11 protein-coding genes are annotated in these 13,139 nt (G+C 68.7%); 5 read left to right on the forward strand and 6 right to left on the reverse strand.

The window, feature by feature from the left end; genetic code table 11:
• Positions 1-467: 467 nt before the first annotated feature.
• A complete protein-coding gene (locus ACFCY7_RS12820) occupies positions 468-1,019 on the reverse strand; it encodes a hypothetical protein (RefSeq protein WP_376483905.1) in 552 nt (183 codons plus the stop codon).
• 112 nt (positions 1,020-1,131) lie between these two features.
• Here ACFCY7_RS12820 and ACFCY7_RS12825 point away from each other — a divergent pair, with 112 nt between their 5' ends.
• Entirely contained in the window at positions 1,132-1,860 is a 729-nt protein-coding gene (locus ACFCY7_RS12825; protein ID WP_376483906.1) for an SDR family oxidoreductase, read from the forward strand.
• Positions 1,861-1,934: 74 nt separating this feature from the next.
• Here the strand turns inward: ACFCY7_RS12825 and ACFCY7_RS12830 are convergent, their stop codons facing one another.
• Positions 1,935-2,720, reverse strand: coding sequence for an MBL fold metallo-hydrolase (locus ACFCY7_RS12830; protein WP_376483908.1), 786 nt, complete (start codon positions 2,718-2,720; stop codon positions 1,935-1,937).
• An 87-nt stretch (positions 2,721-2,807) separates the two neighbouring features.
• Here ACFCY7_RS12830 and ACFCY7_RS12835 point away from each other — a divergent pair, with 87 nt between their 5' ends.
• Positions 2,808-3,407 carry a CGNR zinc finger domain-containing protein gene (locus tag ACFCY7_RS12835; RefSeq protein WP_376483910.1) on the forward strand — a complete coding sequence of 200 codons (600 nt, stop codon included), beginning with the start codon at positions 2,808-2,810 and terminating at the stop codon, positions 3,405-3,407.
• A gap of 153 nt (positions 3,408-3,560) precedes the next feature.
• Here the strand turns inward: ACFCY7_RS12835 and ACFCY7_RS12840 are convergent, their stop codons facing one another.
• Positions 3,561-4,139 carry a GNAT family N-acetyltransferase gene (locus ACFCY7_RS12840; RefSeq protein ID WP_376483912.1) on the reverse strand — a complete coding sequence of 193 codons (579 nt, stop codon included), beginning with the start codon at positions 4,137-4,139 and terminating at the stop codon, positions 3,561-3,563.
• Positions 4,140-4,280: 141 nt separating this feature from the next.
• A complete protein-coding gene (locus tag ACFCY7_RS12845) occupies positions 4,281-7,673 on the reverse strand; it encodes a tetratricopeptide repeat protein (RefSeq protein WP_376483914.1) in 3,393 nt (1,130 codons plus the stop codon).
• Positions 7,674-7,909: 236 nt separating this feature from the next.
• Here ACFCY7_RS12845 and ACFCY7_RS12850 point away from each other — a divergent pair, with 236 nt between their 5' ends.
• Together ACFCY7_RS12850 and ACFCY7_RS12855 are read left to right on the forward strand one after the other, a co-directional pair.
• On the forward strand, positions 7,910-8,563 hold the full coding sequence (locus tag ACFCY7_RS12850) for a hypothetical protein (RefSeq protein WP_376483916.1): 654 nt from the start codon (positions 7,910-7,912) through the stop codon (positions 8,561-8,563).
• Between the two features lie 47 nt (positions 8,564-8,610).
• A complete protein-coding gene (locus ACFCY7_RS12855; protein WP_376483917.1) occupies positions 8,611-9,363 on the forward strand; it encodes a hypothetical protein in 753 nt (250 codons plus the stop codon).
• 424 nt (positions 9,364-9,787) lie between these two features.
• Here the strand turns inward: ACFCY7_RS12855 and ACFCY7_RS12860 are convergent, their stop codons facing one another.
• Complete coding sequence (locus ACFCY7_RS12860; protein ID WP_376483919.1) at positions 9,788-11,023, reverse strand: helix-turn-helix domain-containing protein; 1,236 nt, start codon at positions 11,021-11,023, stop codon at positions 9,788-9,790.
• 414 nt (positions 11,024-11,437) lie between these two features.
• A complete protein-coding gene (locus ACFCY7_RS12865; RefSeq protein ID WP_376483920.1) occupies positions 11,438-12,277 on the reverse strand; it encodes a M55 family metallopeptidase in 840 nt (279 codons plus the stop codon).
• Positions 12,278-12,460: 183 nt separating this feature from the next.
• On the opposite strand from ACFCY7_RS12865, the gene ACFCY7_RS12870 reads away from it, so the two are divergent.
• Positions 12,461-13,090 carry a C39 family peptidase gene (locus ACFCY7_RS12870; RefSeq protein WP_376483922.1) on the forward strand — a complete coding sequence of 210 codons (630 nt, stop codon included), beginning with the start codon at positions 12,461-12,463 and terminating at the stop codon, positions 13,088-13,090.
• Positions 13,091-13,139: the final 49 nt, after the last annotated feature.

The following is a 13,139-nucleotide window of genomic DNA, read 5'->3' on the forward strand; positions in this document are numbered from 1 at the left end:
TCACGAGGTCTCGGCATTGGGCGACGGCCAGGGATTCTGTGGCGGCGTTGGCCTGAGGGAGCAATAGGCCCAGGAGGGCCGGGTAGAGGCCGACGGGGCTTCTTGGGCACCGAACTCGGGGGTGGGGCCGCAGAGGTCCGTATCTGGGCGGGTCCGTCGTTCGGGGGTGGGAGGCCAAGGAACCCCTGGACCGGGCACCAGCCCAGCCTGCCCGTCGTCTCCCGCTCCCGCATCACCAAGGTTGTCGCCGACGCGGTCACGCTCGACCGGGTCGGCCATTACCCCTTCGGTGAGCCCGGCTCGAAGTAGATGCAGGACGCGCTCGCAGGTCTCGTCACGCGGAACACCGCCCGACGCGCGTCACGGCGTGCCCCCGTCCCGTGCCTCCTCACAGCAGGGCACAGGACCGGAACGGCACACGGTCAGGGCGCAGCCGCAGGCCGCTCTGGCACCGATCGCCGCCGCTCTCAGTCGTCGGCGGCGACCAGAAGGGTGAGGGCGCCCTTCCTGCGGTCGACGAGGACGAGCTCGTGAAACTCGATATGGATAGGGCCGTAGTCGTGGAGCGCATCGTCGGGGAGGTCCCCCAGCGCGTACCGGCTCGTGGCGTGGTGGATCGGTGTGTAGACCGCTTCCTGCAGCCGCTCGGCGAGATCGACGGGGACTCCGACGCCGCCGGCAGCCCAGGAGCGGATGACGTCAGTGGCGGTCTCGTCGCCGACAGGTAGGTAGGTGTCCGGGGTGATGCGGTCCGACCACCACTGTCCATGGCGTGGTTCGAGCCAGACACCGGCTCCGTCGTACGTATCCCGAAACTCTGGATGGGCGATCAGGGCAGCCAGCAAGTCCCGGTCACCTGGCACATCGGAGGGCAGGCGGAACCGCTTCAGGTGGACCCATCGGTACCCGTGCCCCTTCCCTTCGGGGAATGCGAAGTCGCGAAAGTTGATGATGATGCTGTCCCAGTGGGTCAGCGCGTGTGTCCATGAGGTCGATGAGTACGGCATGTCGATCAGCATCGCCGAATACCCCGGACGAACGGGAACAGTCTCGTCGTGACAGGGCCGAACGGATGTCGAGGCCGTGCGGGTTAGGCTCGTGGTGATCATTTCCGAGGCAGGAGGGGCGTACATGGATCTCACCGGGCGCACGGTGGTCATCACCGGGGGCGGGCGTGGGCTCGGGCGCGCGTTGGCATTGCGGGTGGGTCGGCTGGGCGCACGGGTGTTCGTGTCGGCGCGCTCCATGGAGGCTGCCGAGAAGGTGGTCGGGGAGGTAGCGGCGGACAGCGGTGCGGCTGCGTACGCGTTCGCCTGTGACCTGGCCGAGCCTGCCTCGATCCGGGCCTTTGCCGAAGGAGTCGCGGGGTATACCGACCGGGTGGATGTACTGGTGAACAACGGTGCCCACTATCTCCACGGCCCAGGGCTCTGGGACGCCGATGACGATGCCATCAGCGCCACCATCGCCTCGGGCGCCACGGGCACACTGCTGGCAAGCAAGCACTTCCTGCCGCTGTTGCGTGCGGCCGCCGGCGCGGATGTGGTCAACCTGGTTTCCTCGGCTGCGGAATCCCGCAATCACCGGTCCGAGGCGCACCCTGCGTTCTACGCCGCCAAGGCTGCTCAGGCCGGATTCGCCGACGTTCTTTCGCAGCGACTGCGCCCCGAAGGCATTCGCGTCATCTCCCTCTACCCTCCGGATTTCAACGACGGTGACCCGCTCGCCCCCTCCTGGGACAACGCCTCGCGGTCCGCTGACGACCCGTTGACTGCCCAGTCCGTCGTCGACTGCGTGCTGTTCGCGATCGGCCAGCCGAGGGATTGCTTCATCCGCTCCTTCCACTTCGAACAGCTGTAACCGCTCGGCTGTCGCACGGTTGGCCGGGACCGCCATCCGAGGAGGCGGAACGACCTGGCCGTTTTCAAGGCCGATCAGTTCAGGTCGAGGCGGTCGGCGAGATCGGCGGCGGTGAATGCGGCGCGCAGGGCGTCGCGGCCCTCGGTGAAGTGGGCCCAGCCCTCGTAGTGGACGGGGACGACGTGGCGGGCGCCGAGGATTCCGGCGGCCTCGGCGGCCTGGGCGCTGTCCAGGACGATCACCGCGCCGTTGAACAGGACGTCGAAGCGGGGTGCGCCGGCGAAGAGGATCGCGGTGTCCACCGGGCCGAAGTGTTCGGCGATCTGCTTGACGGCGTCGAGTGAAGCGTTGTCGCCGCTGACGTAGAGCGTGGGCAGGTCGTGTCCGGTGAGGACGAAGCCGACGACCTGGCCGGTGACGGGTTCGACGTCCTCGCGGGCGCCGGGCCCGTGGACGGCCGGCACTCCTGTCACGGTGATCGTGCCTCCGCCGGGCCGCTGCAGCTCGATCGTGTCCCAGTCGGCCAGTCCCTTGGCGCTGTCCCCCAGCCGCTGCGCGCCTCCAGGTGTGGTGAGGGTGAGCGGGACTTCGGCGAGGAAGGCACGGCCGGCCGTGTCGAGGTTGTCCGGGTGCTCGTCGTGGGAGAGCAGGACCACGTCAACGTGGTCGGGTATGGCGGAAGAGCGCGCGGTCTTGGTCAGCCGTCCGCCGGGCACCGTGTAGTCGCCGGGCTCGTCGAACGTGGGGTCGGTCAGGAAGCGCAGGCCGCCGTATTCGAACAGGGCCGTCGGACCGCCAAGGACACGGACGGGGACAGGGACAGGGGCCGGGACTGGGGCCGGGACTGGGATTGCCGTCATCACGATGCCTCACGTTTGAGTAGTCGCTTATCCGTGATGAACAGTAGTGACTTCTCACGGATGAGGGCAAGGCTTAGCATGAGAAGCATGGATGAGAGCCAGTCAGGCGACGCCGCACCGCCCCCCGCGCCTGGAGCCGAGGACTACCTCGCCCTCGATTTCGTCAACAGCGTCATCGCGCTGCCCGGCGGGCAGTACATCGATCTGCTCGGCACCCCGGCGACGACCGACCAGTGGCTCACCGAGCACGGACTGGCTCCGTCCGACGCCGGCGTGCAGGACATGTGCGCGGCGCAGCTGCGCTCATTGCGCGAACACATCCGGGCACTCTTCGCCGCACGGGTAGCCGGTCTGCCCGCCCTGCCCGCGGCGCTTTCGGCCGTCAACGACGCACTGAGCAAGGCCCCCACGGCCGCCCTGCTGCACTGGGACGAGGACAACGGCCCCTACCGCGCGACGCCATGCCCCACCAACGAGATCCTCGACCGTGCCCTGGCGGCGCTGGCGGCCAATGCGGCCGACCTGCTGACGAGCACCGACGCCGAACGCCTCACCGCCTGCGGCTCCCCTCCCTGCACCCGCTATCTGCTGCGCCACGGCCGCCGCCAGTGGTGCTCCGTCCGCTGCGGTGACCGCGCCCGCGCCGCCCGCGCCTATGCCCGCCGTACGCACCCCGCACCAGGCTGAACGGCGGCGGATTGCAGCACCGTTGGCGCAGGGCGATGGCGATGGCGATGGCGATGGCGATGGCGAAGCATCGAGGACCCGCCCCCTGCGCATGCTCAACATGCCGAGGTCGGCTGAGGGCCGACGAGCCTGAAGGTGGGACGGCCCTGTCCCTCAAGGCGACGGGGAGACGGCTTCGCCGCTCTCGAAACACCAGGTGTGCAACGTCACCTGGCGGCCTTTGGCCTCCCGGGTGAGGGGCTCGTCTTCGGTGAGCCGGAAGCCGGTCGTGCGGGCGACGGCCACGCTTCGGAGGTTCCCGGGGTCGATGCGCAGCAGCACGCGCCTTGCGCCCAGTTGCCCACCGGCGTAGTCGGCCAGCAGCCTGACGGCCCGTGAGGCAAGGCCCTGTCGTCGATGTCGGCTGCCGACGCCGTATGCGAGCTCGGCATCGCGCGCGTCGAGCTGGCAGCGAAAGAGGAGGGCCTCGCCACGCGGCAGCCCGCCGTCGGTGGTGATCGCCAGCTGCGCTGCCTTGCGGCGGTCCTCACGGCCTTCGTGGGCCTTGGCCAGGTACTTGCCCGCCACTGTGGAGTCGAGCGGAGAGGGCACCGGAGTCCATCGGTCCATCTCGGGGTCGTCGTAGAGCTCGACCAACGCCGGCAGGTCCGCCTCGGTCCACTCCCTCAGCAGTATTCCGTCTCCTGATAACCGAATGCTTGGCGGAAGAACGATCTCACGTGGGGTGGTCATGTGCCCGATCTTGCCCTGCCAATACGTCGAACTCCAGAGCGGGCAAGGCCTCCGTCGGGCGTCACACGTGCACATCATGAATGCACCGCCTCGCCGATGCCCAGGCAATTCAGCAGCGCATCCTGCACGGTCCGGTCCGCCTCAGGTCCCGGATCGGGGCTCCCTGCGCGACTGCCTCATGTGGGCGATGTCCTCCAGTGCGGCGAGGGTGTCCGGGTGGTCGGCGCCGAGCAGGAGGGCGGAGTCCGCTGCCACGCGCTCCATCAGGTCGAGTGCTTCGTCGGTCCGGCCTGCCTGGTGGTAGGTGTCGGCCAGGTTGGCGCGGACGACGAGGACGTAGGTGTGGTCGGGGCCGAGGTACCGCTCGGCGTCGGCGGCGATGCGCTCGCGTTCGTCGATGGCCTTCTGGAAGCGGGCGGTCTGCTCGTAGAACGTGGCCAGGTTGGCGCGCATGACGAAGGTGTCCGGGTGGCCGGCTCCGAGTAGCCGTTCGACGTCGGCTGCGATCCGTTCGTGGGCCTCGATGGAGTCGGGGACAAGACCTGCTTGCTCGTAGTAGTCACCCAGTTCGTTGCGGGCATCGAGGGTTGTGGGGTGGTCGGGGCCGAGGATGCGTTGGCTGTCGAACGCGACGCTCCAGAGCTGCGCGAGTGCTTCGTCGGTGCGGCCCACGCGCTGGTAGAGGGAGGCCAGGTCGTAGCGGACGGTGATGAGGTCGGGGTGGTCGACGCCGACGAGTCGTTCGCAGTCGGGGATCACCGACTCCAGGAGATCGATGGATTCTTCGGTTCGGCCTACTTGCGCATAGGCGCCCGCCAGACTGCCACGGGCGATGACGGTGTCGAGGTGGTCGGCGCCGAGTACGCGCTCGCGGTCGGGCACCACCTGCTCCAGGAGGCCGATGGCCTCCTCGAACCGGCCTGCTTGGCGGTACGAGTCGGCCAGGTTGGCGCGGGCGAGGAGGGTGTCGGGATGGTCGGTGCCGAGCAGGCGCTCGCTGTCGGACAGCACTTGCTCCTGCAGGACCAGTGCCTCCTGGGCGCGGCCCGCCCTCTGGTAGAGGCGGGCCAGGTTGTTGCGGGCGGTGAGGGTGTTGGGGTGGTCGGTGCCGAGCAGGCGCTCGCTGTCGGAGACGACCTGCTCCTGGAAGTCCAGGGCCTCCTCCGCTCGGTTCTCCTGCTGGTAGACACTGGCGAGGTTGGCGCGGGCAAGGAGGGAGGTGTGGTGGTCGGGGCCGAGTAGCCGTTCGCTGTCGGCGACGAGGCGTTCGAGGAGTTCGGCGGCTTCCTCGGTCCGCGCTGCTTGGAGATAGGAGCTGGCGAGGCTGTTGCGGTTGAGGAGGGTGTGGGGGTCGTCGACGCCGAGCAGGCGCTCGCAGTCGGCCACGACCTGTTCCAGGAGCTCGATCGCTTCCTCGGTCCGGCCTCCCCGCCGGTGGCAGATGGCCAGGTTGGCACGGGAGACGAGGAGTTGGGGGTGGTCTGCGCCGAAGAGTTCCTCTTCGGTGGCCACCATCCGTTCCCAGTACACGGCTGCACTGCTCAGCGCACCGACGGCCATGCGGCTGTCGCCCGCGCGGTGGAGGAGCAGGTGCCAAAGCCGGTGATCGGTGTGGAGAGCGAGGGCGTCGGTGTTGGCGCGGAGGGTCGCGGACAGATCGGGGTACTGCTGGTCGATTTCAGGCCAGATGTGGAGGAGGCCGTCCGCGGCGGCGGTGGCGAGGTGGGCGAGGCCGTCCGCGGGTATGGCTTCGCGTACGGCGCGGGCGGTGAGGGCGTGGATGCGCACGGAGCGCGGTTCGGTGCGGCGGTCGTGGGTGATCAGGGCGTAGCGGTGGAGGAGTCGTAGGACGCCGTGGATCTGGCCTGCGGTGACCTGCCGGTCGTATGGGGGGTAGTGGCTGAAGTATTCGAGGAGGGGCGGGCTGGACCACAGGGAGTGGGGGTGGCCGGCGGGGTCGAGGAGGGCGGCCAGGCACAGGACGGGGCCGGCGAGGTTGGTGGTGTCGGCCGACTGGACCGCGTCGAAGGAGAGCAGGAGGGCCACGGTGATGTGCCGGCCGTAGCCCTCGGCGTCGGCCGTTTCGGGTAGCGCATCAGCCAGGCGTGTGGCGCGGCTGTTGAAGAGGTCCAGGTATTCGGTGCAGGTGAGTGCTTCGTTGAGCATGTGCGCCGCGGCGAGGCCGAGCGCGAGCGGAAGGTGGCCGAGGGCGTCGGCGAGGGCGGTGGCCTGGTCGTCGAGGAGGTGCCCCATGTCGTCCCGATGGAGGCGTTCGCTCAGGTAGGAGAGGGACTCGTCGGTCGTGTAGATCCCGATGTCGACGCGGGTACGTCCGCCGCCCGTGAGGCGGGCGTCGTTGAGGCGTGTCGTGGCCAGGCTCCAGCCGGTCCCCGTGCGGCTGACGGGCCACCACGCACCGAGCGTGGCGGGGTCGGTGACGTCGTCGAGGACGACCATCCACCGTCGTGACGTCGTGGCCAGCCACGCGAGCAGCGTCCGGGCGTCGGCTTCCGGGTCCTCGCCGATCGCGCCGGCCAGGTGGAGATCGGCGGCGACCTGGGCGTACTGGGTGATCACCTGCTGCTGTTCCTCTGCGGGTACCCACACCACGAGGTCCGTGCCTTGCGCGAGGGCGTCCGTGGCACAGGCGGCGGCCAACTGCGTCTTCCCCACTCCCCCGCCGCCGGACAGCACCTGTGTCAGCACCACCGACCCGCCGGCCGCTCGGGCCCGCTCGATCTTCTCCCGCAGATCGCTGCGCGGCTGGAGCGCGGTGGCGAGCGTCGGCACCTGCCCGACCACCACCGGCCACCTCGGCTCGGCTCCCCCGGGGGACGGTGCACCGCCGGTGGCGGTCACCGTCTCCGCCCGTCCGACTGTCCCGGCGTGTCCCTTGCGGGTGACGAGTGCGGCGAATCCAGGCACGTCGAGGGCTGTGTGGATCGGGGCGGCGTACAGGCGCCGCCAGTCCATGGACCGGTTGTCCTCGACCGCCACCCCCACGAGCCGGCCGTCGCAGAAGATCGCCGCCCCGGACGCGCCGGCCCACGGCCGCTCCCCGTCACGGCCCCCTGCCGGCCAGATCCCGCAGTCCAGCACCCAGCCGACCGAGGACGTGGAGACCGCGGACAGCTCTCCACGCAGAGCCTCGACCTGGGCGGAGCTCCCTGTGTCGGCGGCGAAGGCGGGAAATCCGGCACCGTCGTACGGGATCCGGCCGGTGCCGCTGGGCAGCCCCCAGATCACCGGGCCGCCGGTGGTCGCCACGGGTTCGTCGAGCCAGATCAAGGCGATGTCCGGGACGTCCGCAGCCGGGACGCCTTGCTCGGGATCGGGCCAGCACACCTGGGCCCGCCGGTGCTCGACCCGCCCGAAATGCGGGTGCCCGACCTGTGCCTGCACGTGCTCCGCCCAACGGCCATCGGACAGCACGACGTGCAGCGCCGTCAGCACCAGCTGCGGGCCGACCAGGTAGCCGGAGCCGTACCCCTTCGGGCCGCCGGTCCGGACGAGTACAAGGCGCTCAGGATTCATTTCGCCGCGCACACCCCCTGCCCCGTCTCACGCAGGGCCTCAGTCGTCGAAACGCCTTTGCCCCCGCATCCCTCTGTCCCCGCATCCCCCTGATGCGCGGGCCCCCGTGCGAGGCGGCGCCTCTTCATCCATCTTGCCCCAACGGACCAATTCATCACACGAGTGCAGCGGCCTGGTACGTCCGCGGGTGAGAGCCTGGGCCGACCCCTGTCATGGGTCGGTCGTAGCCTCTCAGCATGCAGACGACTCTGATGATCCACGACGGCACGGCACCGGCCGACTCCGATGTCCCGCGTACCGGGGGCGTGCCGCTGGCGCCGGCAGGATTCACCTGGCCCATGTGCGGCTCCAGCTGCGGTGGGCCACTGCAGTTCTTCGCCCATCTCTCCGCCGAGGACGACGTCCTGTCGGTGTTCGTGTGCCAGAACGACCCGGGTGCGTGCGCATTCTGGGACGAGACGTCCGGCGCGAACCGGGTCTACCTCTTTCCCCGGGAGGGACTGCGGCCGGTGGCCGTGCCCGAGGCGGGGGTGACGCTGCTGCCCGCCACCTCCGCCATCCGCACCCACGTCGTGACGCTCGACCCCGAAGAGGGCGACGACCGTGACGACGTCGCTCCTGACGCGTACGACCTCGCACGTTCGGGGTGGCAGCGGGAGCCCGGAGAACGATTCGGGAAGCAGCGCGAGGTGCTCGGGTCACTCGGAGGCAGCCCCTCCTACCTCGAGGACGACCGAGTGCCCGCATGCCCTTCCTGTACGGACACGATGGAGTTCGCGGCACATCTGGAAGAAGGGATCTCCCCGCAGACCGCGATGAACCTCGGCGGCCAGCTGGGCTACGTCTTCGTCTGCCGCGCATGTCGCGAAGGAGCCTTCCTCACGGACTGAGTTCACCGCGGGTACACGCTGTCGTAGGCGGGTGAGAGCCTGGGCCGGTGCTGATACGAGGATTCGAGAACGCCCCTCTTGGCCCGGGCGAGGAACTGCTGGCCCTGCCGGGGTTCTGGGCGGCCTACCTGATGTGGCTGAGCCAGACAGAGGATTACGACCCCATTCCGGAATGGTTCGGCGTCGACGGGGCGGACGCCGACGCGGCTTGCGATGCGCTCGGCGACGAGGATCACTGGCCTGTGTTTCGGATCCCGTTTGCCGATGGCCACACCGTGCTGGTCATCGGACGCAACTTTCCCGACGATCCGGAAACGGAGTACTTCGTCACCCACCCGGAGTGGCGACGGCACGGCCACCTGGCCACCGTGAGCGGCCACCAGGCCGGCCCGGGTCTGTCATGGAGAGAGCTTCTTCACCTCACCCGCACACCCGACCTCAACGCTCCGGGAATCCACGCCGAATACGCGCGTCTGCTCCTGCTGCTGCCCGCGCTCGGCGACGAGGAGTTGCCCGGCGACGCGGCAGCCGCGGTCAGCCGAGCATTGTCGGAGGCGGGTGTCCCCGCGACTCTGGCACCGGATCTCGCGGAGGCGCTCCTGGCGGACCACCCGTTGTGGGAGCCGGCCGAATGGACGCTTCCTGCCGCTTCTCCGCTCTCCGCCGGCCAGGAACCCTTCCGCGGAATCCTGCACTGCGACGGGTACATGAGTCCGCGGTGCGGGACACACCTCGCCCAGGGCATCACCCGGGAGCAGAGCAACCGCCTCGCCCGCGCGCTCGGCACCTGGCCCGGCTGAACGGCACGTCCAGCAGGCGGTGACCACGGTCGATCACGTAGGAATTCGGGCACTGACGAGCCCCCCGAGCTGGCAAGTTTGAGACACAAGGCATAGCGCGCAAACAGCACAGGGGGCCCACCCGGTACGCCACGCGGCAAGTCGCGCGGAACCGGCCACCCCTAGGAACTCTTATCAGGTCTTCGCAGGTGGACGTGGCGACACCCCTTCGATCCGAACGTATCGGTCGGCGATTAAGGGGTGTGTGCAAGCCGGGTGGGCCGACGTTCGCGGGGTAGCCGAGAACGATTCCCGCCATGATTCACTGACTGGATTCACTGTTCTCAGTTCACAGTTCAGTCAATATGTTGAATGATGTGCGACCCGAGATTGACAGCGCTGTGACCGGAGGATCGGTCGCGTACGGAAGAGGGGGCAGGGTGCTTCACACGGCTGGTGGGAGTTCCCTGGACACCGCTACCGCCTTCCACGCTTCTGCTGCCAAATCCAGGTATCCGGCGCCTTCGGATTCCTCGGCGACGCTCTGCGCCAGGCGAACTCCCTCTTGGTGCCGACCCAGTCTCATGGTGGCCTCGGCACGCAGGAGCCTCGTGCGCAATCTGTCGTGGAAGGTGAGCAGGCCCGTGTCCTCCGCGGCTGCCGCCTGCGTCAGGGCGTCGGCCGGGCGGCCTTCCATGAGGTGCGCGCGGGCGGCCACCGCCGTGAGTTCGGCATGATGGATGGGGTCTCCCACATAACGAAGCGCATCCGCCGCCTCCTGGAGCCAGATGTGGATCGCAGGGGAGGAGGGCTCGGGGCAGCGCAGTTCGAGGGATACGGCGGCCAGTCTCAAGCGTGCCCAACCGAGCAGATCACGTCGGCTGTCCATGGCGGACAGGGCGTGTGCGATCAGCTCCCTGCCTTCCGGGAAGAGGCCCTGCCGGATCCTCACGCCGGAGCACGTCCAGTACGCCTGGACCGTGACCTCCGAGGGTGCGTCCGCGGCCATGTGCAAGACGTCGGGGATGCGTGCGGCGGCCTGCGCCAGCAGACCGGCCTCGGTTTCCGCGGCTATGAGTGCCAGGCGGACGCTCACCCTGAGGGTGTGAGTGCCGGAGGCGAACTCGTCTACCAGGGAGAGTGCTTCCTGTGCGGCAGTACGGGCTTCGGCGATGCCGCCTAGCTTGCGTTCCGCCCTGGAAAGCTCGACGAGCAGCCTGGCCAGCAGACAGGGGGATTCCCATTTCCTGGTGAGAACCACCAGCTGGCGCAGATCCTCGCGCTGGCCGACGGGGTCCTCCATTTCGGAACGGGCAAGAGAGCGGGCCCACAGGGCCTGCCAGGCCCAGTCCTCGGGGAGCCGCGCCGGCAGTTCGCAGCGCGACTCCAGCAGGTCGATGACCCTGGAAAGGTCCTTGTCCGCCAGAGCCGTGGAGACCTCGGCCATGGTCGCGCCCCACGAGTCCTGGGAACCGTCGCTCGATACGAGTTGGGCGACGTCGAGTCCGAGTTTTCCGGCCAGGTGGCACAGGGTCTCCTCGGACGGCAGGCGACTGCCGCTTTCGATGCGCGAGACATAGCTCGTGGAGACCGGCCCACCGGCCAGATCCCCCTGCGTCAGTCCGCTTTCCAGACGAAGTCTTCTCAGCCGCCGCCCGAAGGCAGGCTGCTCGATCTCCATGCAACGTCCTCTGATCCGGTAGGAGAGTCACATGCCCCGCAGCTTTCGACCGTCCACACGCGCGCAACCCGCTGCTGACGCGGTGATCAGCGACAGCGGCGCTGCTGTCGGCATCGAAGGGATGTCCCGGATGCCTGCCGAGATCGAGTGGCCGTAGCGGAATGCGTGTGCTCGATGACTCCTGATCTCACTCCGATGATTGCCTTGTGGGCCGGAGCGGGGCAGTCGGCGTGCCGGTGGACATGGTTCGACAGGGTTGACTCTCCGAATACGTCAAGAGCAGACATATTACGAGGCAAGTTCACGCTTCGTCCATGACTCGTACGGACTGGCCCGCGGGCTCTTCGCGGAGAGTGGAGCGAAATGGCACCCTCTTTCGCATATCGGACCAACAGGGTTGATTGTGGCGGCCTTTCAGCAGTAGGGGGCCTGGTTGGTCAGGGTCGAGGCCACGCGCAGGAAGATGCCGAGCAGTCGGTAGAGGGCCGGCATCTGCGCCGTCACCTCGACGGTCCTGCTGTCGGTCCGCGTCACGCCGGGGATGCCCAGCAAGTGGGTCGCGACCGCCGCGGACTGCCAGCGGACGGCGAGTGTCACGGGCTTCCGCGCGGGGCCCGGCTCACGCGCGGAGGCGAGCCGGCCGGCGACGGCACTGAGCGCGGCGGCCTGGATGGCGGCACGCGACTCGGCCGGGGGCCGCAGGTCGGCAGCGAAGCGGTCCCTGGACGTCTTGACCGCGACGGTTGTCACGCCGCTGTCCCACTCCGTCATCTCCGCGCATGCGGCATCGTCGCCCGTCAGCAGGGCGACGGGTACGCCGATGGCCGTCGCCGCGGCATGGAGGAGACCGATCTCGCCGACCGGGTGGCCGTCCAGCCACATGTCCTCGATCTCGTGACCCATGAAACTGTGGCTCATGACCCCCGGCGACCCGGCCCGCGCGTGGAAGCCGACACAGAGCACGACGTCGAAGTCGGCCTCCAGGCCTTCCAACATGCTCATCGGTTTGGGGCGCCCCTTGATCAGGCGGGCCCGCGGGTGCAGCTCTTCGAGGAGCAGGTTGCGCATCGGGCCGTGTGCGTCGTTCACCAGGACGTCCGTCGCGCCGCCGGAGAAGGCCCCGGAAATCGCGGCATTGACGTCTTCGGTCATCATCAGGCGACCGCGTTCGTAATCCCTGCCCGACGGCTGCACGTCCTCCGCGTCCACGAGTCCGGTAATGCCCTCCATGTCCGCGCTGATGTATACCCTCATGGCGGTTCCTTTGCGTGAGTTCCAGGCGGACGACAGGAGTGGCCGAAAATCGCCGACTTGTTCCGGGGGATGGTGACTCGATCGACCCCGCGCCGACAGGAGGCGCGAGGCGCCATGCTATCGTCCTGAACCACTCCGCTCGACATGCGAATTCCACGCGCGTGACCGGCACATGGAAGGAATATGGGAGACATTTCAGTCCGGCATGACGTGCCGTATTACTCGCAGTGGGAATCCGCAGAGCTCGTCCCCGACCTGCTCTCCGGTCGGACGAAGGCCGAAGACGATCCTTTGTGGCGCGGTTCGGGGGCAGACAGCGCCGAGGAATACGCCTTCTGGTCCTGGCGCATCTGCGGTATGGCCTGTCTGCGCATGGCCCTGGAGTACTGGGACCTGAAGCCGCCGAATCTCATGACGCTGGCTCGGGAGTTCCTCGATGCCGGTGCGTACGTACGCCGCGAGGACGGCGTGGACGGCCTCATCTACGCTCCGTTCGCCGAGTACGCCGCGCGACGGTGGAACATCGAGGCCGAGGTCCACGGGACGCTGGCGACGGAGGAGATCTCCGGCCACCTGGAGGACGGCAAGCTGGTCATGCTCTCCGTCCACCCGTCGATCCGCGAGCCGGACGGTACGCCTCCGGGCCGCGGTGGGCACTTGGTCCTTGCCGTCGGCTGCTCGCCCGACCACCTGCAGATCCACAACCCGTCCGGTCTGCCCGGCGTGTCGCAGCGCTTCGCCGAAGTGCCGTGGGAGGCACTGCCCCGGTTCTTCGCGCAACGGGGCGTCACTTTGGGGATCAACGGTCGGTAGGGGCCGGGCCCGGCCCCTACCGACCGGGGCCGGGCCGGGCTCAGCCGAG

The sequence above is a fragment of the Streptomyces sp. NPDC056361 genome (assembly GCF_042262805.1).
GTDB lineage: Bacteria > Actinomycetota > Actinomycetes > Streptomycetales > Streptomycetaceae > Streptomyces.